Source organism: Streptomyces sp. NPDC001020 (assembly GCF_053599115.1).
On sequence record NZ_JBSFLQ010000020.1, the window covers coordinates 89,938 to 112,088 of the forward strand.

The window sequence follows — 22,151 nt, forward strand, 5'->3', positions numbered from 1 at the left end:
GGCGGCGAGGACGCTTACGGCGGAAGGCACCGGGCGGGTCGACGTTCGTACGGCGACGTCGGCCCGCAGGGACGCGAGGACTGATGGTTCGGCTGCCTGCCCGGCACCCGGACCATCTCAGGAGGACCGGGTGCGTCCGTCGAGCAGCGCCGCCGAGTGAGGATCGGCATAGATGGCGCACGACCGATGGGTGCGCAGGATGGTGCTGGGCCACTCGGTGCTCAGCGGGGCCTCGATCGTCGCCCGCACCGCCTCCGCCTTCAGTCGGCCGGGGACCATACAGAACAGATGGGCGGCGTTCATCAGCGTCGGGATCGTGACCGTGATGGCGGACGTGGGGACCTCGGTCAGGGTGTCGAAGCAGCCGTCGGCCACCTGCTGCTCGCGGCAGGCATGGTCCAGGTGGACCGGCTTGACCGATTCGGGGTCGTTGAAGTCCGCCACCGGCGGGTCGTTGAAGGCCAGATGGCCGTTCATGCCGATGCCCAGGCAGGCGATGTCGATGGGCCGCTCCAGCAGGAGCTTCGCATAGCCGGCGGCGGATGCTTCGGGGGAGTCGGGCGTGGTCGTGTCGATGTAGTGGACGGCAGCGAAGGGGAGTTTGTCGAACAGTGCCTCCCGCAGCCAGTTGCCGAAGCGTTCGGGCGCCTCGGGCGGCAGATCGAGGTACTCGTCCATGTGGAAGGCCGTGACCTGTCTCCAGTCGATGCCCGGCTGCCGGATCAGGGCGGCCAGGGTCTCGGACTGGCTGGGCGCCGCAGCGAAGATCATGCGGGCATGGCCCTGGTCGGTCAGCGTCTGGCGCAGCCGGTGCGCTATCTCGTGAGCTGCTGTCTCGCCCAGCACCTGCCGGTTCGGTAGCACCCTCAGCCTGGCGTCGAGGTCGTTTGCTGGCATGGCTGGAGTGTGGTGTGCAACCGGTTGCACGTCAAGTGGTCGTTGTCAGTAAGGTAGGCGCATGTCGACTCGCTCCCGCTCCTACTCCGGTGTCACCATCGGCGACGTCGCCACCGCAGCCGACGTCTCGCGGTCCACGGTCTCCCGCGCGTTCACCCGGCCCGAACTGCTGAGCCGCGAAACCGTCGACCATGTGCGGGCGGTTGCCGAACGCCTCGGCTACATCGGCAACCAGGCGGCGCGGGCGCTGTCGACCGGTCGGTTCGGCACCATTGCGATGGTCGTGCCCGACGTGGCGAACCCCTTCTTCCCGCCCATGGTGCGCAGGGTTCAATCCCGGGCCGAGGAGGCGGATCTGGCCGTCTTCCTCGGCGACGCCGACGAATCCGCCGCGCGGGAGGCCAAGCTCACGGCCCGGTTCAGTCCGCAGGTCGAGGGGTTCATCCTGGCTTCCTCCCGGCTCTCGGCCGAGGTGGTGCGGGAGTTGGCCGCTGCCCGCCCGGTGGTTCTGGTGAACCGGGACATCGAGGGAATCCCCCGGGTGCTCATCGACTCGTCCGGGGGGATGATCGAGGGCGTCGTGCACCTGAAGCGGCTGGGGCACCGGCACATCTCCTACCTCGCCGGCCCTCGCGACTCCTGGTCGGACCAGCAGCGCCGGGTGGCCATCACGCAGGCCGCCGACAAGGCGGGCATGACTGTTTCCATCATCGAGGTGGGCCGGCCCAGCTACACCGCGGGCCGCGACGCGGTGTCCGCCCTGGTGGAGTCCGGCGCGACGGCTGCGGTCGCATTCGACGACGTGGTGTCCCAGGGGGTGCTCGCCGGCCTGGAGTTGCGCGGCATCGCCGTCCCCGACGACTTCAGCCTCATGGGCTGCGACGACACCCTGGCGGCCCTCACCACCCCTGCCATGACCAGCGTGTCCGCCGCGTCCGCCGCTGCCGGTACTGCGGCCGCAGATCTGCTGGTTCGCCTGTTGCAGGCCGGTGCCCCCGAGCCGGAACGCCTGACCATCGCAACTCACTTGGTGATCCGTGCGACCACGGGACCTGCCCCCGACTGACGAGCAGGCAGCGGGCGTAACTTCGTCTGCGCATCCCATTGACGTGCAACCGGTTGCATGCTTGTGTTCCGCTCATGACACGGATTGCCGTTGCGGGAGCAGCCCATCCTCATGTCGACTACGTGCTCGACGAGATCGGCCGGACCCAGGAGCTTCAGCTGGTTGCCGTCGCAGATCCGACGCGCGAGACGGCCGAGAAGTGGGCCGCTCCGCACGGCGCCCGGGTCTTCACTGATCACCGCCGGATGCTCGATGCGGTGCGGGCCGACGTTGTCGTCACGGCCGGCATCTACGGCGACAGGGGCCGGGTGGTCGTCGACGCCCTCCGCGCCGGCTGCCATGTGCTGGCGGACAAGCCGCTGTGCACCACGCTCGAGGACCTTGAGGCGATCGCTGCCGCAGCGCAGCACGGCGGACGGCACGTCGTGCTGATGCTGGAGAAGCGGTACTACCCGGAGACGCTCGCCGTCTTGGAGTTGGTGCAAGCGGGCAAGCTCGGGGACATCACCGGTGTGCTGTCCTCCGGTCCGCACAAGCTCAACCGGCCGACGCGGCCCGGCTGGTTCTTCGAACGACCTCGCTACGGCGGCATCCTGGCCGACCTGGCCGTCCACGACATCGACGCCGCGCTGTGCTTCACCGGGCTCACCGCGGGCACTGTGCGCGGCAACGTCGCCGGCACGGTGCCCGGCACCTCGGACTTCGCCCCGTACGGCGTGGCGACACTCGCCTCCGCCGAGGTGCTCGTCACGGCCGAGGTCAGCTGGATGACTCCGGCCGCCTCGACGGTGCACGGCGACTACCGGATGCGGCTGATCGGCACCCGCGGCACCGCCGAACTGCTGTGGGCCCAGCGCCGCCTCGTTGTCACCACCGAAGAGGCCCAAACCCACGACGTAGCCCTTCCCGACGGCTTCCGACCCGCCGAACTCCCGCTGCGCGCCCTCGCACAAGGCCAACACCCCGATATCTCCACCCACCACAGCCTGCTGGCCACCCGGTTGGCGCTGCTGGCCCAACAGTCCGCCGACGCCGGCGGCATGAGTGTTCCATGGGCGGCGGACACCGCCCCGACCTTTTGGCCCACCACTCCCTGACCTGCGCGAACCCCCCCCCGGAACCGCCCGAAAGCGATGGAGCAGCAATGCGATTCGCCCTGGTGGGCGCCGGTGTCATCGGCGCCGTGCACGCCCGTTTGATCAGCATGCTCAGCGAAAGCGGCAAGAACGTCGAACTCGCCGCGGTCATCGACCAGGACCTCGACAAAGCCAAGGCCTTGGCCGAGCAGCACGGCGGACGCCCCTACAGCAGGGCCGCCGACGCGTACGGTGCCGAACGCATAGACGCGGTCGCCGTCTGCCTGCCGAGCGCCCGGCACGCAGACGCGGCCGTCGAGGCCCTGAGGGCGGGCAAACATGTGCTCGTCGAGAAGCCCGTGGACATCACGCTCGCCGCGGCCAACCGGATCACCGAGGCGCAGCGCGACTCCGGGCTCACCGTCTCCGTGATCAGCCAGCGTCGCTTCCAGCCGCCCGCGGCATTCATCAAGAACTGCGTGGACGCCGGCCGGCTGGGTCGTATCACCTCCGGGATCGCCGAGTCGGCGTTCTTCCGTCCGCAGGCGTACTACGACTCCGGTGACTGGCGCGGCACGGCGGCCGTCGACGGCGGCGGCGCGCTGATGAACCAAGGCATACACGCCCTGGACCTGCTGCTGTGGATCCTCGGGCGCCCGGTCCAGGTCAGTGCACAGACCGGTTGTCTCGCCCACGAGGACATCGAGGTGGAGGACCTGGCCGCGGCCACCATCCGCTTCGAGAGCGGCGCCGTGGGGCTGCTGCTGGCCAGCACCGCCGCCTACCCCGGTCTGCCCGTGCGGCTTTCCGTCCACGGCGACCGAGGGTCCGCCGTGATGGCCGACGACCGGTTGGAGTACTTCCACTCGGCCGCGGACCTCGACGGCCCTGCCCAGCCGGGGCCTGAAGCACCGCTCCGCGACGGCTGGAGCCTCGTCGACAACGCACACCTCGCCCAGTACGAGGACTTTGTCACCGCGATCCGCACCGGCCGTGAGCCGGCCGTGACGCTCGCAGCGGGACACCGCTCGCTCGCGGTCGTCCTGGCCGTCTACCGATCCGCCCGCCAGGGCCGCCCCGTCGACCTCAAGGAGGTCTGAGTCATGAGCGACGCTGTGCGCATCGCCATCGTCGGCACCGAAAACAGCCATGCCGAGGAGATCCTGCGCCACCTCAACGTCAAGCGGCTCTCTCAGCGTGTCCAGGTAGTCGCCCTCGTCGGCGACCACGACGAGCGCAACCGGGAACTGGCCGCGATGGGAGGAGACCTCCCGGTGGTGCCGACCTCGGCCGAGCTGATCCACTCCGTCGACGCCCTGATCGTCACCAACCGCGACGGCGCCGCGCACCGGGCGGAGGCGGTGCCGTTCCTCCAGGCCGGCAAGCCGGTCTGGGTGGACAAGCCGCTCGCCGCGAGCACCGAGGACGCGAAGGCGATCATCGAAGCGGCCGGGCGCAGTGGCGCGCCGATGACCTCGTACTCGGCGGTCCGGTGGGTCCCCGACGCCGAACGCCTCGAGACCGCGGCCACCGGCATCGGTGAGATCCAGGCGGTCACCGTCACCGGCCCCGCCGATCCGGACAGCGAGCACAGCGGCATCTTCTTCTACGGCATCCACGCAGCCGACCTCGCTCAGCGTCTGGCCCCGGGGGAGCCGGGACAGGTGCACGTCGAGCGGGTGGGCGCCACCGTCGTGGCTCGTTACCGCTCGGGCGGTGTGCTGGTCACGCTGCAACTCGTCACCCCCACCGAGGTCGGCCGGGTGCCCTTCCACGCCCAGATCGTCGGCCGGCACGGATTGGTCAGCCACGACATCGAACTGGATGCCGACTACGTGGAGCCGGGGTTGAAGGTCTTCCTGCGGATGCTCGACACCGGCACGCCGCCGCTCGCAGCCGACACCCTGCTGGCACCGATCACCGTCCTGGAGCAGGTCAGCGCTTCCCTGTAGTGGGTGCGTCCCGCCGCACCACCTTTCATCGATGGAGAAGAGCAATGGACGCAAGAATCGCCAAGTTCACCGCGGCGGCCCTGGCCGCCGGGCTGCTGTCCGCCGGCTGTTCCTCGAGCTCCGACCATGGCGGCGAATCCCTCTCCGGCGGCCCGGACAAAGGGACCGTGCGCGTGTGGTTCATGAAGGACTCGATCCCGCAGCCCGCGCAGGACTACCTGAAGACCCAGTTCGAGAAGGAGCACCCCGGCTCCACCCTCAAGATCGAGGTTCAGCAGTGGGACGACATCGTCGCAAAGCTGCAGACCGCGATGGCCAGTGAGAAGGAGACGCCGGACGTCGTCGAGATCGGCAACACCTCGGCGTCGACCTTCGCCAGCGTCGGCGCCTTCGCCGACCTCAGCCCCATGTACCAGGAACTGGGCGGCAACAAGCTGATCCCCAGCTTCGTCAAGGCCGGCACCGCCGACGGCAAGAAGTACGCGCTGCCGCTCTATGGCGGAGCAAGCGTCATCTATTACCGCAAGGACCTGTTCAAGAAGGCGAACATCTCCGAGCCCAAGACGCTGAGCGAGCTGGTCACGGCAGCCCAGAAGGTCAAGGCCGCCAACCCCGACAAGCACAGGAACTTCCAGGGCATCTACCTGCCGGCCGCCGACAACCACTTCATGGAGGCGTGGATCTTCTCGCAGGGCGCCAACTACGCCAAGCAGAACTCCGACGGCACCTGGAAGGGCACGCTTGCCACCACGCAGGCCAAGGCCGGCATCACCATGCTGCAGGAGCTGTGGAAGACCGCCGCGCTGGGTGCGCAGGACTCCTCCGAGCAAGGCGCGGCCCCTTGGGTGCCGTACAACAACGGCGAGGTGGCGATCATCTCCGGCCGCACCTTCGCGGAGCCGAACATCTCGCCGAAGATGAAGAAGAACACCACCGTGATGGCGATCCCGCCGGTCGAGGCGGGCGGGATGGGCCACTCGTTCTCCGGCGGCTCCAGCATTGGCATCTCTGCGAAGTCACAGGTCAAGTCGCTGTCGCGGGACGCTCTGAAGCTGATTTACAGCAAGGAGTTCCAGACCAGGGTCGCCGCTCAGGGCTGGATACCCGGCAACACCTCGTACGCCAGTGACGTCCCCAAGGGCCTGGCCAGCGGGCAACTGCAGCAGCAGATCGCCGCCACCTCCGTGCTCACCCCTGCCGCCGAGAACTGGGCGGTGGTTCAGGGCAACAACATCCCGGCCGACTTCTGGGCCCAGCTCGCCCGCGGCGGCGACGTCGACAAGCTGGCCAAGGACACGGATCGGAAGATCGAGGAAGTCCTCAACAAGAAATGACCAGCGAACCGAGGCACACGCCTCCGCCGTCCGCCCGCCGTCGGCACCGCACCACGCAGCTCACGCCCTACCTTCTCGTGACGCCGGTGTTCGTGGCCGTCGTGGTGGCCCTTGGCTATCCACTGATCCGCCAACTCGTGATGTCCTTCCAGAAGTTCGGGTTGCGGCAGCAGTTCGGGCAGGCGCCCGAGTGGGTGGGCTTGCACAACTACCAGAGTGTGCTCAGCGACCCGGCGATGCTGAAGGTGCTCGTCCGCTCGATCGCCTTCTGCCTCGTCTGCATGGGGCTGACCATGCTGGCCGGGGTGGCGCTGGCCGTCCTGATGACCGCGGTGAGCCGGTGGGCCCGCCTCACACTGCAGGTCGCGCTGCTGTTCGTCTGGGCCATGCCGGTCATGGTCACCATGACGGTGTGGCAGTGGCTGTTCGACAGCCGCTACGGTGTTGTCAATTGGCTGCTGTCCCACCTTGGGTTCACCGGGATGGAGCAACACGCCTGGACGGCAGACCCGATGGGCTTGTTCACGGTGGCCGCGCTGATCGTGATCTGGATGAGTGTGCCTTTGGTGGCCTTCATGAGCTATGCCGGCCTCAGTCAGATCCCGGTGGAGGTCATGGAGGCCGCGTCGCTCGACGGTGCTTCCCCGTGGCGCCGCTTCCGCAGCGTCATGTTCCCACTGGTCCTTCCCGTCATCATGATCGTTGGACTCCTGCAGATCGTCTGGGACTTGCGGGTCTTCACCCAGGTCTACGTGCTGCAGCAAAACGGCGGATCCACCGAGGACACCAACCTGCTGGGCACCGCCGTCTACCGACTGGGCATCGGCCAGGGCGACTACGGCATGGCCTCCGCGCTGGCGACGGTGGTACTGATCCTCACCCTGCTGCTGACCTGGAAATACATCAGCACGCTGGTCAAACAGCAAAAGGAGGCGGCGGCCGGATGAGCACGTCCACCTTTTCCCGTACCGCGGCCCACCCGCCGACGACCAGCGCCCAACCCCCGTCGGGCGGGCAGCAGACAGCGAGCGCACGGTCGCGGCGCCGCCGCAGCCGGTCGCTGCTCAACGCGATCGCGGTCCTGGCCGCCCTCGTGTGGATCTTCCCGGTCTACTGGATGGTCAACACCGCACTGGTGCCGACGTCGGAACTGTTCAAGCTCACACCACAGTTCGTACCGTTCCCGCTCACCTTCGAGCACTTCACCGGGGTGCTGCAGGATGAGAAGTTCTGGTCGGCGATGCGGATGAGCGCCGCCGTCACCAGCGTGGTGGTGGTCCTGGCCGTACTCTTCGGGTTCCTGGCGGCGGTGGCCGCCAGCCGGTTCCGGTTCCGCGGCCGCAGCGCCCTGATCATGCTGGTCGTCGTAGTGCAGATGCTGCCGGCGGAGGCATTGTTCATCTCGCAGTTCCGGATGCTCGACGACTGGAACCTGCTCAGCTCCGTGGCCGGCTTGTCGCTGCTGTGTCTTGGCGGGGTCGTGCCGTTCACGGTGTGGCTGCTGCGCGGCTTCATCGACGGCATCCCCGTGGAACTGGAGGAGGCCGCCATGGTGGACGGCTGCAGCCGAGTGGGCGCGTTCTTCCGCATCACCCTGCCGCTGCTGGGGCCCGGGCTCGTCACCTCGTCGGTCTTCTCCTTCCTGCACACCTGGAACGAGTACAACCTGGCACTGGTCGTCATGACCAAGACCGACCACGCGACTCTGCCCCTGTGGTTGCGCGGCTTCAGCAGCGAGACCGCCGCTACCGACTGGGGCGGCGTGATGGCCGGCTCCACCCTGATTGCCGTGCCGGTGATCGCCCTGTTCATGACGGTGAACTCCCGGATGAGCTCCGGCCTGGCGGCGGGGGCGGTCAAGGGCTGATGGAGGGACGGCTGCCGGACGGGCGTGACGCACGCGTGCATGCGGACCGGGACGGGCATGTCCGGTCCCTTGAATTCCGCGAATCCACCAGCAGCGCCACCGGCCCATTGCTGATCCCCGGCTTGGTGGATCTCCAGGTCAACGGCTACGACGGCCACGACGTCAACGCCGACGACCTGAGCATCGACACGGTGCACGCACTGGCCCGCTCACTGTGGGCGGCGGGTACAACGACCTTCTTCCCGACGGTCGTCACCGCCGGCGACGACAAGATCGTGCATGCTCTGGAGACCATCGCGGCAGCGGTCCGCACCGACGCCCTCCTCGCCCACTCGATCGCGGGTATCCACGTCGAAGGGCCGTATCTGTCTGCGCTGGACGGCGCACGGGGGGCGCACGACGCTGCCCACCTGAGGGATCCGGACACCGCCGAACTGGCCCGCTGGATCGCGGCATCGGACGGGCTGCTGCGGATGGTGACGCTGGCGCCGGAACGAGCGGGAGCCGCCGCGTACATCGAAGCGGCGGTACGGGCCCGAATCCTGGTCGCGATCGGGCACAGCGCTGCCGAGCCCGAGCAGATCCACCAGGCCGCAGCGGCCGGCGCCTCCCTGTCCACCCACCTGGGCAACGGCATCCAGCCGCTGCTGCCCCGCCACCCCAATGCGATCTGGGCGCAGCTCGCCGACGACCGGCTCTCCGCGGGCTTCATCGCGGACGGGCACCACCTCCCCGCCGACACCCTCACGTCGATGATCCGCGCCAAGGGCATGCAAGGCTCATTCCTGGTCAGTGATGCGGCGGCACTCGCCGGCTCTCCACCCGGCCAGTACACAACGGCAGTCGGCGGTCAGGTCACCGTCACCGAAGACGGCGGTCTCGTCCTCACCGGCAGCAGGCTGCTCGCAGGGTCGGCGGCCTGCTTGGCGGACTGCGTCCGCTGGGCGCGCAGGCACACACCGTTCGGTGACGAGGACGTGTTGGCGCTCGCGACATCCAGCCCGGCGAGGATCGCCGGGCTGGCGGACCGTGGAACGCTGACGCTCGGCAAGTGGGCAGACGCGGTGCTGCTCGACGATGAATTCCGCGTTCTGCAAACGGTGGTGGCCGGCACGACCGTATACCGCGCAACGAACCCCAACAGCTTCAAAACCAGCACTCCCTCCACAAGATGAGGAGCAGCAAAGTGCGACGAAGCAGACAACTGTGGTGCCTGGGGCTGGCCTTGCTGTGCTCTGCTGTGGCCTGGCTGGCGCCGACCGGTACCGGATACGCCGCCACCACCCCGGTGATCACCATCGACTCCCCGGGCGACGGATCCACGGTCGACGGACGCACGCTCACCGTGCGCGGTCATTTCGCCGAGACCCGTGATCTGAAGCTGATCGTCGACGCCCAGCAGAGCGTGGCGGTCACCACCGACGCCGACAGCGGCACCTGGTCGGCGACCGTGGACGTCGGCGACAAGGACGGGCGGCTCGGACTGGCCGTCTACGGCAAGAACATCCAGACGCTGTACACGCAGTGGTCCAACTTCATCTCCGTGGATGTCAACAACCCCGCGGCAGCGACGCCTCAGGTTCGGATCACCTCCCCCGGAATGTCCGACAAGGTCTCCGGCACGACCCTCAGGACCTCCCTCGCAGTGACGTCGAAGAACAAAGTGTCCAGCGTCGAGGTGAGGACCAACGGCGGCACCTGGCAGCAGGCACGCCGCATCCCCGGCACTCCGAACGGCTATGCGGCCCGACTCGACGTGCGCTCCCTCACGCCCGGTTTCGCCGGCATCGAGGCCCGCGCCACCGACCGCCTCGGTCACGTCGGCACCTCGACCTCCACCTACGTCTCGCTCGGCGGCGCCAAGCCCGCGCCGCCCCGCACCTACGACCAGGACCGCGCCATGTGGGTGTGGGAGCAGAGTTCCTACCAGGCTGTGTTCGACACCGCTGCCCGCGACCGGCTCGGCCGGATGATGGACGACACCACCACCTTCCCCGGCTCCGACCCCGTCAGAACCATCTACCTCGGCGTCGATCGCTACCAGGGCAAGGACATGCTGCGCGACTCACGTCCCCAGGTGGCCTCCTTCGTCCGCTGGGCGCGCGGCCGTGGCTACCACGTCCAGGCGGTCATCGCCGGCGGTACCACCCCGCCGTATCTGGGCACCCTGCCCCAGTACCAGCACTACGCCATCCGCGAGTTCACCAAGGTCCTCGACTACAACTTGGCCGCCCCATCCGATGCCCGCTTCGACGGCGTGAACGTCGACATCGAGCCGTACATCCTCACCCAGTGGAAGGAGCCGGCAAACAACATCCCGGTCGTCTGGCTCGACCTGCTCGAGAAGCTCGTGCAACTGCGCGACGCCTCCGGCCAGCCGCTGTTGTTCGGCCCGGCCATCCCGAGCTGGTTCGACTCCTCGACACCCTGCTGCACCTCCGTCACCTGGCACGGCAAGACCGCCCCGCTCAGCGATCACGTGCAGGACCTCAGCGACTACGTCGCGCTGATGGACTATGTCGACCACGCCGACGGCACCGGCGGCATCATCGCCCGGGCCGCCCACGAGGTGGCGTACGCCCGGCAGATCCGCAAGCCGAAGTCCGTGGTTATCGGCGTCGAGACCAAGGACCTCACCGGCACCGGCGATCCGCAGAGCGTCACCTTCTGGCAGGAGGGCCGCACCTACATGGAAGCCGAACTCGACAAGGTCTACGCCGCCTACGCCCCGGACGAGACCTACTTCGCCGGCATCGCCATGCACCATTACCAGAACCTGCTCATCTTCCCTTCGGTGCAAGGCGGCGGCGGAATCACGTATCCGCAGGACTAGAGGTGCTGCTGATGCGACGACTCAACCGGGCGACGGCCGGGGCCCTCCCACGGGCCCCGGTGCGGATCATCCACCTCGGGCTCGGCGCGTTCCACCGGGCACACCAAGCCTGGTACACCCATCGGGCCGACCCCGAAGGCCAATGGGGCATCGCGGCGTTCACCGGCCGTCGGCCGGACGCAGCGCGCCTGCTGGCCGCGCAGGACGGCCTGTACTCGGTGATCGAACGTTCCAGCACCGGCGACCTGGTCGAGGTGGTCGGATCCATCGCGGCGGCCCACGACGGCGCGGACCAGCCACGGTTGCGTGCACTCGGCACGGCACAGGAGACGGCCGTGGTGACGCTGACCGTCACGGAGGCGGGCTACTGGCTTACCGCGCAGGGTGAGCTGGATATGGCCGCGCCCCAGGTGCAGCAGGATCTGCAGGTGCTGCGCAGAGGTGGCGACCGGCTGGTCACCGCGGTCGCACGCCTGGTCGACATGTTGGACGCGCGCCGTCGCACGGGAGGCGGCGGCGTCGCGGTCATCTCCTGCGACAACCTGCCTGGCAATGGCACGGTGACCCGGCGCGTGGTCCGTCGGCTCGCCGCCGAGATCGACGGCGAGTTGGTCGAGTGGCTGGACGCCCACGTCGGATTCGTCAGCACCTCGGTGGACCGCATCACACCACGCACCACTGCGGCCGACATCGGGTTGGCGTCGGCGCAGCTCGGTCTACGGGACACCGCGGCGGTGGTCGCCGAGCCGTTCCACAGCTGGGTGCTCAGTGGCCGCTTCCCGTCCGGCCGTCCGTCCTGGGAACGGGCCGGTGCCGTGTTCGTCGACGATGTGGAGCCCTACGAGCGGCGAAAGCTGTGGCTGCTGAACGGGGCGCATTCACTGCTTGCCTACACCGGACTCGCCCGCGGCCACGACACGGTGGCGGACGCGATCCGCGACCCCGCCTGCCGGACGGCGGTGGAGAACCTCTGGGACGCCGCCGCCCGACATCTGACCGATCAACGGCTCGCCGTCCCCGAATACCGTCGGCAGTTGCTGATGCGCTTTCACAACCCCCGCATCGCCCACCACCTCACCCAGATCGCCATGGAAGGCAGCACCAAACTACGGGCCCGCATCCTGCCCGTCGTCGAGGCTGAACAAGCCGCCGGCCGTGATCTGGGCCCCGCCCTGCGCTGCGTGGCTGCCTGGTCCGATCACGTGCTCTCAGCCCCCGACCCGACCGCACTGCCGGACAGCGCCGCACCCGCCCTCGCCCACGCCTGCTCACTGCCCGGAGAAACCCGGCGCCTCGCAGCGCTGCTGTCCGTGATCACTCCCGCCTGGGGAGAGAACCGGGCGGTCCTGACCACCGTGCGGCAACTCCGCCGATCCCTGAAACCAAGAAAGTAGACATGCAGATAACCTCGGCCGACGTCATCGTCACCAGCCCCACCCGCAACTTCGTCACCCTCAAGATCACCACCGACGAGGCCGTCACCGGTCTCGGCGACGCGACACTCAACGGCCGGGAACTGGCCGTCGCCAGCTACCTGAAGGACCACGTGGCCCAGCTCCTCATCGGACGCGACCCGCACCGCATCGAGGACACCTGGCAATTCCTCTACCGCGGGGCCTACTGGCGGCGCGGCCCGGTCACCATGGCGGCGATCGCGGCAGTCGACATGGCGCTGTGGGACATCAAGGGCAAGGTCGCGGGTCTGCCCGTCTACCAACTCCTCGGCGGCGCCTCCCGCACCGGCCTGGTGACATACGGCCACGCCTCCGGGCGCGATCTGCCCGAGCTCTTCGACTCGGTGCGCCGCCATCTGGAGGAGGGCCACCAGGCCGTCCGTATCCAGAGCTCCATCCCTGGCATCACGACGCTGTACGGGGTGGCCACACAGCCTCAGGCCAGCGGGGAGCGCTACGATCACGAACCGGCCGGACGCGGCCGCAGGCCGACGGAGGAGGACTGGGACACCCGTGCTTACCTGCGCCATCTGCCCACGGTCTTCGAGGCCGTACGCAACGAATTCGGCCCCCAACTGCCGTTACTGCACGACGGCCACCACCGGATGACACCGATCCAGGCCGCGAAGCTGGGCAAGGCCCTCGAGCCGTATGACCTGTTCTGGCTGGAAGACAGCACGCCCGCCGAACACCAGGAGGCGTTCCGGCTGCTCCGCCACCACACCACCACACCGCTGGCGGTCGGCGAGGTGTTCAACCACGCCGCCGACTTCCAGACCCTGCTCACCGAGCGGCTCATCGACTACGTCCGGGCCTCCGCGACCCACTTCGGCGGCATCACCCCGCTCCGCAAGATCATGGGCACGGCAGCCGAATACCAGATCAGGTCGGGCTTCCACGGCCCCACCGACATCTCCCCGGTAGGCCTGGCCGCCCAGACCCATCTGGGACTCTCCCTCCACAATTTCGGCATCCAGGAGTACATGGGCCACAGCGAGGCCACCAACGCCGTGTTCCGGCAGTCCCTGACCTTCAAGGACGGCCTGCTGCACCCGGGCGACACGCCAGGTCTCGGCGTCGAGCTGGACGAAGAGGCAGCCGCCGCCCACCCGTACCAGCAGGCATACCTGCCGTACAACAGGCTCGCTGACGGCACCATGCACGACTGGTGAGGGGCAAGCAGCCGCGAAACGACAATCACTCACCGGAAGGTTCCTCGGCATGACTACCAAGTACGACGTCAAGCGCGAGCTCAAGAAGTGCTACTCGCCCAAGAACACTGACTGGGAGCTCGTCGACATCCCCGAGCTCCGTTTCCTCGCCATCGACGGGCACGGTGACCCGAACACCACCGCCGCGTACCGCCACGCGGTCGAGGCGCTCTACGCGGTTGCCTATACCGCCAAGTTCGCGAGCAAAGGCGACCTCGGGAAGGACTTCGTCGTGGGCCCACTCGAGGGACTGTGGTGGGCGGACGACATGGACGACTTCCTGGCCAGGCTCAAGGACAACTGGCGATGGAGACTGCTCATCAACGTCCCCGACTGGATCACTGACGGCATGATCGAAGACGCCAAGCACACCGCCATGACCAAGAAGAGCCTTCCGGCCGTCCCGGACGTCCGGTCAGAGACACTGCGCGAGGGCACCAGCGCCCAGGTCCTCCACATCGGCCCTTACGACGACGAGACACCGATCCTGACCAGGCTGCACCACGACTACCTCCCCGCCAACAACTTGCGGGAGACGGGGTTGCACCACGAGATCTACCTCAGCGACCCACGCAGGACTGACCCCGCCAAGCTCAGGACTATTCTGCGGCAACCCGTAGAAGCGCAGGCCGGTTGAGGGAGAAGGTGATCAGCAGGCCTGATCACGCCGAAACACCGGCCTTGACCACCTGGTCGATGCCGCAGCCAGGTCAAGGCGTCTTGAGCCCGCCGTGCCTCGTGAAAACCGGGTGCGGCCGCTCGCTCAGTCTTGGGACCATTCCGGAATGGTCCACCGACTCGACCCTCTGGTCATCCGACACACCCACCGTATCCCCTTCCCCACGGGCCCCGTCGGGGATGGGAATATCGCGGCGCTGCAGTTCGATGCTGCGTTGATGTCCGTGGGCTTCAAGCTCTCGGCGGAGCTGCTCGAGCATCTGTCGGGGCTGTCCGAAGACACGGTCGTCGACACCGCCGTACGGACGCTGGGCACCGTCCGTGAGATGGTCGGCGACCACGTCCGGCACAACGTGTACTTCATCGACTTTCCGGCCAACGTGCCGGACACCTTCGACTTCTGGATGCGGTGCATTGCCGAGGCGCTCGCAGACGACAGGACGCGCGCGAGTACGCTCGAGCAGCTGAGCGCCGGTGTGGTGAACCTGCTTACCCTCCCGTCGTACGGCAACTACCGGCACACGTACGCCGAGATGCTCGCCCACCACGACGAGCTGATCGCTGCGGCGGGCGACCGTGTGACGGTCCTGCACCTGGGCGGCGCCCTGGACCACGAACTCACCGCCGTGTACCTGGCGTTGGCAGGCAGCAGCACGCCTCTGAGCGAGGACGGCCTACGGCATCTACGGGAACTTGCTGGTCACTGCGCGCAGGGACCACAGCCTGAGGAGATTCCGGTGCGGGAGCACCGGGCCGTGGTCAACCAGGCCCGGCTGATGGCCGGTGTGGGCCTGCTGCTGGACACGGTCACCGATGTGCTTCGGCTGGCCTGCGCGCTTGCGGGCGGTGACGTGACCCTGCAAGAGCCGACACGGCTGCGGACGCTGCCCCGTGCGGTGCGCCGGGCGCTGCTGGCCGGCCTTGACACGGTCGTTGCCGCGGCGCCGGCCAAGCTCGCCGACGTGCACGCGCACCGCGAGATGTGGAAACGGCTCGGCGAGCGGCTGCACCCGCATGAGTACCCGCAGTGGCCGCATGCGGCTGACGTGTTCGCCGTCGCCCGCGGTGAGAAGGCGGCGCGCTCCTTGGACGCCCGGGTGGAGGAGCTGCTCGCCATGGGCGACATCACTGGCGCGGTCGAACTGCTGAAGGCCGCGCCCGGCAAGCTGTTCCGCTCCCTTGACCGGCTGCTGCGTGCCGCCCTCACCCAGGAAGAGCGCGAGGCCGTCGCGGCTGCCGCCGAGCAGGTCGTCCCCAACGTCTCCGGGCGGGTCGTGCTCTCGGTGCGTGAGCATCTGCACAACCGTGCGCGGGAGACCGGCGAGCGCCGCGTGTTCGTCAACCGCCTCGGCCGGGCCTGGGTCACCGACGACGCCCGCCCGCCGGTGCCCGCGCCCGAGCGCAAGCGCCTGATCGCCGCCCTGGACGCAGAGTTGCGCCGCAGGCTGCCTGCCGCGGGCCACCTGCTGATCGACCCGGACGTCCTGGACGTGGCGCTGCCGCTCAGCGGCAAGGCGACCGCGTCCGGGCTCGGTGTGCTGCCGCGCGGCTCGATGTCCCCGGTCGACGGGGAGCTGCTGCGCTTCTTCGTCTACTGGAAGCAGAGCGAGCGCACCACCGACTACGACCTGTCGGCGCTGCAGCTGAACGCTGACTACGCGACCGTCTCCTGGCTGTCGTACACCAACCTCCGTATCGCGGAGGGCGAGCACTCCGGTGACATCACGGACGCGCCCGACGGGGCCTCGGAGTTCATCAACCTACGACTGGGCGCTGTGCGGGGCACCTGCATCGTCCCGCAGGTCAACATCTTCTCCGGGGAGGGCTTCGAGGAGGTCGAGGAGTCGTTCTTCGGGTTCATGCTGCGCGAGACCGAGCAGAAGGGACGCCCGTTCGAGCCGCGCACGGTGCGCATGAAGTCGGAGCTGCGCGGTCCTGGCCGAGTCGCGCTGCCGCTGGCGTTCCTGCGCGGGTCCGACGGCCGGTGGCGTGCCAAGTGGCTGCATCTCTACCTGAAGGGGGCTCCGGCGTCCAACCGGGTCGAGGGCAACCGGGTGACGGTCGCGACGCTGCTGCGTGGCATCGTCGAGCGCGACCATCTCACGGTCCGCTATCTCACCGACCTGATGACCGACAGCGCGTCGACCGTCACCGTTTGGGACGGGAGGACGGTCCCGGCGGGTCCCGTCACCTACATCGGCCTGGACAGGCCCGACGGGCTGCACCCGCAGTCGCGTATCGTCACCCCCGAAAATCTGCGCGACCTGATCCCCGCCTGACTGGTAACGTGACCGTGGCGAGGCCATGAAGGGGCTTCCTTCTCAACTACTCCTTGAATCTAGCCTTTTCGCTTTCCTCGCCACCAGCTTGAGGCCTCCGGCCGCCCCGCAGTACGAGGGGCGGCCGGAGGCCTTCGTGTTCTTTGCAGTGTGCTTCCCCGCCTGGTGAGCGATACCCCCACGGTGCCGGTGAGGTCCGACAGAGGAGCGGTCTGCGGGCACCACGAGGGGCGGCGGCCGTGGTGACCGCCGCCGCCCGTCACGGCCGGGCCGTCAGGAGTCCTCGATGGTGATGAAGGGGTCCCACTGGAAGTACCCCTTCAACTGCCTGTGCCGGTCCAGGATCTGGAAGTAGAAGTGGTACACGACCTTGCCGGTGCTTTTCACCGTTGTGCGCCAGTAGTGGTCCTCGTACTTCTGCGTCACGAAATCCGGACTTCCCTCGCTCCCCTCCTTCGGCAGCGGATAGACGCCGTCGACCACCTCGATCTCCGGCGTCCTGATGAGCGTGTGGTCGCGGTCGCTGCTCACGTACCGGTACAGCAGTGCCTTGTAGTCGCTGCCCAGCGACAGTGTCGTCTCCCGCCACCGGATGCTGTCCCCGGGCTCGGCCCGCAGGTTCAGTTCGGCGCCCGATGTGCCGACGATGTGGTCGTGCCGCGTCGTCATGTAGATCAGGTTCTGATCGACGTAGGTAGGTGCGTCGGGATTCCGCGACGCGTTGGGATTCTGCTCGACGATCGTGGCCGCGTCGAACGCGATCAGTACGTTCAGATCAGCCATTTCTTGCCCCCTTGGAGTTCGAGAATTTCGGCTACGAGGATTTCGGTACCTTGTGGGCCATTGCCCGCGGATAGTCGTGCCGTTGCAGGCGGACGCGGACCAGGAGGGGTCCGGTGTTGACCGGGTCGTGCGGGTCGGTGAGGCGGGCCAGCAGGTCGTCCAGCTCCGTGGGGTGGGCGATGCTGAGGCCGCTCGCGGGGGTGTCCCTGCTGGTGAAGACGGCTGCGAGACGGTCGTAGTGCCATGGGTGCAGGACGTTGTAGGGGTCCGGCTCGGCGGGATCCTGTCCGGCGTAGTATGCCGGGCGCACCAGCATCTGCTCGATGCCGTAGAAGTGCTCGTTGTCCAGGACGAACACCACCGAGCGCAGCCCGAGCCGAGTGTGGGTGGAGATCTCCTGGCAGGTCTCCTGGAAGGCGCCGTCGCCGACGAACACCATCGGGCGGGCGCCTTCGCGTTCGGGGGCGAGCGCGGCGCCGGTGGCCGCGCCGACCGACCAGCCGATGGACAGCCAGCTGATCTGGGACAGGAAGCCGCCCGCGGACAGGGACAGGTTCATCGAGCTGACGAGGGAGAACGCGGCGTCGGAGAGGACCGTCCAGTTCTCCGTGGTCTCCTGGCCCAGGAAGTGGTTGATCCGGTCGAACATGCCGTCGTACGTGAGCCGTTCGGCATGCCGGGAGCACGCGCCGTTGACGCTCAGTGAGGCGCGGTACTGCGCCAGGCCGGCTGGGCGGTCGTCCCGCGCTCCCTGGTAGCTGTAGGACTCGGCGTAGTAGTCGGCGGACAGGCCCCCACAGCCGTAGTCCTTCACAAGCGCGTCCTGGAGGGCGGGCAGCAGATGGGCGAGCTGGACGTCGGGAAAGTAGGAGGTGCCGACGCTGACACCGCCGTGCGCGGCCATCACCCAGTCGGTGCCGACGCTCTGCTCGCCGTCGAGGTTCTTTGAGGTGGACCAGGCCCCGAGCCCGATCCGGCAGGTGGCCCAGTCCTTGAAGATCGCGTGCACGTCCGGGTGGCTGGCCTTGCCGTTGTAGACGCCGTGGAACTGCGGCAGGTCCTCGTCAACGACGGCCTTGGCGCCGACGGTCGTGCAGAACGGTACGCCGGTGGCCTCCACCAGGTCGATGAGCTTCCCGCCGAGCCGGTACCGGTCGATCTCCTCGCCGGCCCACACGATCGGGCGGGGCCTGCCGTCCGGGCCGGGGTGCTCCTCGAGCAGGGTGAGGATCGCGTGCACGGCGTCCTCCAGCATGGCCTGGTTGCGCTCACTGAACGGCCGTACGCGGCGGACGATCGGCTCCGCCGGGTCGGGGCAGGGCTCGTCCCACAGGTCTTCCATGACCTCCAGGTAGACCGGCCTGCGCTCGGAAATGCACGCGGTGAGCGCGGCGTCGATCTGGGCGGGCGCCAGGCCCGGGTGGGAGATGACCTGCGCGTCCACGGTGACCTGCCGGTAGACGTCCAGGTTGCTCTCCGCGCGGGGGCTCAGGTGTGAGGTGAGCAGGCCGACGGCGCGGAAGTTCTGCCACTGCTCGTACGGCGGGCACGCGTTCACGGCGACAAGTGGGACATGCTCGACGTATGCGCCGCCGCAGGCGTTGAGCAGATTGAACGCGCCCACGCTGTACGTCACCGCCGCCGCGCCCACGCCGTGGATGCGGGCGTACGCGTCGGCGGCCTGGCCCGCGCCGCCCTCGGTGGGAGTGCCGACCCACTCGATGTCACCTTCGGCCCGCAGGGTGGTGAGGAACGGGCCGAGGTGATTACCGGGGACGCCGAACAGATGGGTGATGCCCAACTCGGCCAGTCGGAGCGCGAGGTAGCGGGCGACCGTGCCAGTGGGGTTGATCGCGCTCATGAGTAACCCCCTTCGAGGATGGTGACGTCGTGCCCGGCGTCCTTGAGCGGCAGGCCGTCGACGGGGCCGGTGACGCCGGCGCCTTTGACGAGGATCTTCTTGCGCGGGTGACGGGTGGGCCCGAGGCAGTCCGTGTCCATCACGGTGTGCGGATATTCGAGCTTGAGGTTCTTGCCGTCGGGCCGACGAGGGGGAGTTCACGGGCGAGTCTGAGACAGGTCTGCCAGCGGGTACGAATGGCGGAGTTGCCCCATGGAGCGTCGGTCATAGCCTACGATCGTAGATATGCCGAAACGGTTCCTCTGTCCGTCCTGGGATTAATGACCGAAAACTTCCGAGAGGCTGGGTGACGCGTTTTCGACTTGCTCGGCTTTCGGCAAGAAGACGGAAGATCCTTGAGGGTCGGCAGGGAAGGCGGAGGTAGTAGAAAAAACGATTCGCCCGTGGAATGCGGAATTCCTGAGGCGAGGATGTGTCGACCTTACCGACCGAGTCAGGCAGAAAGCCGTCAGCCAACTCCCACAACTGACGTGCTGATCCATGGCGTTTGGCATACGCATCCGGCCAATGTGCGCCTGATCGGCGCCGCGTGACCGTCCGGAGGTCGGGCATTGGGTGGTGTACGTGAGCTCGCCCCGACCCGTTCGATGGTCGACCGACGTGGCGGCCCGCCCGCGTCCACCGACGGGTGCGGGCGGGACACCGACGCGTCAGCCGGTACCGGTCACCCGGATACGCTGGGCCGCCCGTTCTCCACGTGCCCCAGGAGGCGCCTGCGGAAGCCGTCGCAGGTGACCTCGATGTCGTACCAGCCGTGCGCCTCGTTCGTGTCGTGCACCACGGTCACGGTCCTGCCGGGCCGTACGACGACCGTGCGCCTGCCCACGGTGAGCGTCCGTGTCGTGTTCCCGGTGTTGTGCAGCCCGATCCGCAGCAGCCGCGTACGGGCGTCCACCGTCGTGGTGACGTCGAAGCCGAAGTCGGTACGTCCCTGGAACTCGCGCCGGAACCCGTTGGGCCCGGTGACCACGAAGTCGTACGCCCCGTCGCGTACCGGCACGGTCACGGCGGCGTCGCTGACGACATCGTAGTGCTGGGGTATCGCGTATTCCCCCGCGTACGGGTAGAGAGCGAAATGCACACTGGAGCGACCGGTGTTGGCGAGGCTGAGCGTCAGCTTTCCGTCGCGCACGAACGCGTGGGCGTCGGGCTGGTAGGGCAGCGGGCGCGCGGGCCGGGTGCCGCTCTCCTGCTCGGGCATCGACTGGTTCAGGGGCGGCTGAGGTGCCCAACGGCCACTGAACTGCGGTATGACGCCGGGCTGTTCCACCTCGGGCTGCCGTGCGGAGTGCTGGAAGTCGAAGGCGCCGGTCAGATCGCCGGTGACCTGGCGGCGCCAGGCGCTGATGTTGGGCTCGCGTACACCGGTCCACTGCTCCAGGAACTGGATCACGGAGGTGTGATCGAAGACCTCCGAGCAGACGTACCCGCCGACGGTCCACGGCGAGACGACGAGCATCGGCACCCGCACGCCGAGCCCGGTGGGCTGGCCCTTCCACCGCTCGTCGGTGTTGTTCGTGCCCGGCACCGGCGGAGGCACGTGGTCGAAAAACCCGTCGTTCTCGTCGTAGTTGATAAAGACGGCGGTCTTCTTCCACACCTCGGGGTGCGAGGCAAGTGCGTCGAGCACCTTGTACACGATGGTCGCGCTGTGGATCGGCGAGGAGACCGACGGATGCTCGGAGTCGACGGCGGACGGCACGAGGTAGGACACCCGCGGCAGCTTCCCGGCGGCGACGTCCTTCGCGAACGTCTCGGCGAGCGTGCCGGTGGGCACGCGCCGCAGCGCCCGCTCGAACAGCGACCGCTCGCTCTTGCTCAGCGTCGCGACGCCCTTCTCCAAAGCGGCGAGCAGTTCGGCCCGTTCGCCCTCGCTGCCGGCGTCACGCACCTTGGCGTAGAAGGCCTCCATGTAGGTCAGGCCGGTTCCGGCTTCGGCGAGTACCTTCTTGGCGATGACCTTGAACGTGGTGAAGAACTCGATCTGGTTGTCGGTGAAGTTCTCCCATTCGGTGTAGGTCCGCCAGCTCACGCCCGCCTTCTCCAGGCGCTCGGGGTACGTGCCCCAGTCGTAGCCGGGGTGTATGCCCTCGTCGTACGCGTCGTTGCCGACGGCCCGGTTGCCGTTCGCCTCGTAGCCGGTCTTACCGCTCCAGAGGTGGTTGCGGTTAGGGCTGGTCGAGGAGTGGATGGAGGAGTGATAGGCGTCGCACACGGTGAACGTGTCGGCGAGCTCGTAGTGCAGCGGGATGTCCTCCCGCGTGTAGTACGCCATGGTGGCCGCGGTCTTGGCGGTGATCCACCCGTCGTGCCAGCCGTTGTGCCAGGCCTTGGCGCCGCCGGACCAGGAGTGGTCGAGGGCACCGATGTACTGGAGGTCCTTCTTCTGCGTCTCGGCGGCCTCGCGTACCGGGAACGGCATGACGGTGCGCAGCACTCCCGGCTGTTCGAAGACGCTGTTACCGCTGGGCAGCCGGATCGCATTGCGGTCGCCGAAGCCGCGCACGCCCCGCAGGGTGCCGAAGTAGTGGTCGAAGGACCGGTTCTCCTGCATCAGGATCACGACGTGTTCGATGGCGGCGAGCCCGCCACTCGGCGGCGCCCCTTTCTCGGCCTGCGCGGCGAGTGCCTGCTGTAGCGACGGCGGCAGGAAGGACGCGACGGCGGCGGTGCCGAGTGCGCCCCCGCCGATGGCCATGAGGCGCCTGCGCGACAGTTCCGGAGACGAGGACGGTGACACGGGACCTCCGAACGTAAGGGTCTTCTCGACCCATTGACTGGTTCGGCGGGGACGGTAGTG

The 22,151-nt window shown here is 68.1% G+C and carries 18 protein-coding genes; 13 read left to right on the forward strand and 5 right to left on the reverse strand.

Annotated features, from left to right (window positions below):
• Positions 1-117: 117 nt before the first annotated feature.
• Positions 118-897, reverse strand: coding sequence for a glucosamine-6-phosphate deaminase (locus ACWDEX_RS20515; protein ID WP_450465060.1), 780 nt, complete (start codon positions 895-897; stop codon positions 118-120).
• 61 nt (positions 898-958) lie between these two features.
• Here ACWDEX_RS20515 and ACWDEX_RS20520 point away from each other — a divergent pair, with 61 nt between their 5' ends.
• The 13 genes from ACWDEX_RS20520 to ACWDEX_RS20580 all read left to right on the forward strand — a co-directional run bounded on the left by ACWDEX_RS20520 (position 959) and on the right by ACWDEX_RS20580 (position 16,647).
• Positions 959-1,963: a LacI family DNA-binding transcriptional regulator gene (locus ACWDEX_RS20520; RefSeq protein ID WP_450465061.1), complete on the forward strand. Its 1,005-nt coding sequence runs from the start codon at positions 959-961 to the stop codon at positions 1,961-1,963.
• A gap of 74 nt (positions 1,964-2,037) precedes the next feature.
• The gene (locus ACWDEX_RS20525; protein WP_450465063.1) at positions 2,038-3,060 is read left to right on the forward strand and encodes a Gfo/Idh/MocA family protein; all 1,023 of its coding nucleotides are present in this window, start codon (positions 2,038-2,040) and stop codon (positions 3,058-3,060) included.
• A 47-nt stretch (positions 3,061-3,107) separates the two neighbouring features.
• Positions 3,108-4,139 carry a Gfo/Idh/MocA family protein gene (locus tag ACWDEX_RS20530; protein WP_450465064.1) on the forward strand — a complete coding sequence of 344 codons (1,032 nt, stop codon included), beginning with the start codon at positions 3,108-3,110 and terminating at the stop codon, positions 4,137-4,139.
• A gap of 3 nt (positions 4,140-4,142) precedes the next feature.
• The gene (locus ACWDEX_RS20535) at positions 4,143-4,991 is read left to right on the forward strand and encodes a Gfo/Idh/MocA family protein (RefSeq protein WP_450465065.1); all 849 of its coding nucleotides are present in this window, start codon (positions 4,143-4,145) and stop codon (positions 4,989-4,991) included.
• A 44-nt stretch (positions 4,992-5,035) separates the two neighbouring features.
• On the forward strand, positions 5,036-6,325 hold the full coding sequence (locus tag ACWDEX_RS20540) for an extracellular solute-binding protein (RefSeq protein ID WP_450465066.1): 1,290 nt from the start codon (positions 5,036-5,038) through the stop codon (positions 6,323-6,325).
• Positions 6,322-7,272: a carbohydrate ABC transporter permease gene (locus ACWDEX_RS20545; RefSeq protein WP_450465068.1), complete on the forward strand. Its 951-nt coding sequence runs from the start codon at positions 6,322-6,324 to the stop codon at positions 7,270-7,272. Before ACWDEX_RS20540 ends, ACWDEX_RS20545 begins: the two co-directional genes overlap by 4 nt.
• Positions 7,269-8,192, forward strand: coding sequence for a carbohydrate ABC transporter permease (locus ACWDEX_RS20550; RefSeq protein ID WP_450465069.1), 924 nt, complete (start codon positions 7,269-7,271; stop codon positions 8,190-8,192). The genes ACWDEX_RS20545 and ACWDEX_RS20550 overlap by 4 nt, the downstream gene beginning before the upstream one ends.
• Positions 8,192-9,367, forward strand: a complete 1,176-nt coding sequence (locus tag ACWDEX_RS20555) for an N-acetylglucosamine-6-phosphate deacetylase (RefSeq protein ID WP_450465070.1) — start codon at positions 8,192-8,194, stop codon at positions 9,365-9,367. Before ACWDEX_RS20550 ends, ACWDEX_RS20555 begins: the two co-directional genes overlap by 1 nt.
• Positions 9,368-9,378: 11 nt before the next feature.
• The gene (locus tag ACWDEX_RS20560; RefSeq protein WP_450465071.1) at positions 9,379-11,025 is read left to right on the forward strand and encodes a hypothetical protein; all 1,647 of its coding nucleotides are present in this window, start codon (positions 9,379-9,381) and stop codon (positions 11,023-11,025) included.
• Between the two features lie 11 nt (positions 11,026-11,036).
• Entirely contained in the window at positions 11,037-12,419 is a 1,383-nt protein-coding gene (locus tag ACWDEX_RS20565) for a mannitol dehydrogenase family protein (protein WP_450465072.1), read from the forward strand.
• A gap of 2 nt (positions 12,420-12,421) precedes the next feature.
• Positions 12,422-13,651 carry a D-mannonate dehydratase ManD gene (manD, locus tag ACWDEX_RS20570; RefSeq protein WP_450465073.1) on the forward strand — a complete coding sequence of 410 codons (1,230 nt, stop codon included), beginning with the start codon at positions 12,422-12,424 and terminating at the stop codon, positions 13,649-13,651.
• Positions 13,652-13,700: 49 nt separating this feature from the next.
• Positions 13,701-14,327 (forward strand): GyrI-like domain-containing protein, encoded by a 627-nt coding sequence (locus tag ACWDEX_RS20575; protein WP_450465074.1) that lies wholly within the window; start codon positions 13,701-13,703, stop codon positions 14,325-14,327.
• Between the two features lie 148 nt (positions 14,328-14,475).
• Positions 14,476-16,647, forward strand: coding sequence for a hypothetical protein (locus ACWDEX_RS20580; RefSeq protein WP_450465076.1), 2,172 nt, complete (start codon positions 14,476-14,478; stop codon positions 16,645-16,647).
• Between the two features lie 273 nt (positions 16,648-16,920).
• On the opposite strand, the gene ACWDEX_RS20585 is transcribed toward ACWDEX_RS20580, so the two are convergent.
• From ACWDEX_RS20585 to ACWDEX_RS20600, 4 genes are all read right to left on the reverse strand, one after another.
• The gene (locus tag ACWDEX_RS20585; protein WP_450465077.1) at positions 16,921-17,430 is read right to left on the reverse strand and encodes an inclusion body family protein; all 510 of its coding nucleotides are present in this window, start codon (positions 17,428-17,430) and stop codon (positions 16,921-16,923) included.
• Positions 17,431-17,461: 31 nt separating this feature from the next.
• A complete protein-coding gene (locus tag ACWDEX_RS20590; protein ID WP_450465079.1) occupies positions 17,462-19,291 on the reverse strand; it encodes a thiamine pyrophosphate-binding protein in 1,830 nt (609 codons plus the stop codon).
• The gene (locus ACWDEX_RS20595) at positions 19,288-19,431 is read right to left on the reverse strand and encodes a hypothetical protein (protein ID WP_450465080.1); all 144 of its coding nucleotides are present in this window, start codon (positions 19,429-19,431) and stop codon (positions 19,288-19,290) included. The genes ACWDEX_RS20590 and ACWDEX_RS20595 overlap by 4 nt, the downstream gene beginning before the upstream one ends.
• A 584-nt stretch (positions 19,432-20,015) precedes the next feature.
• Entirely contained in the window at positions 20,016-22,049 is a 2,034-nt protein-coding gene (locus ACWDEX_RS20600) for a phosphocholine-specific phospholipase C (protein WP_450465117.1), read from the reverse strand.
• Between the last annotated feature and the right edge of the window lie 102 nt (positions 22,050-22,151).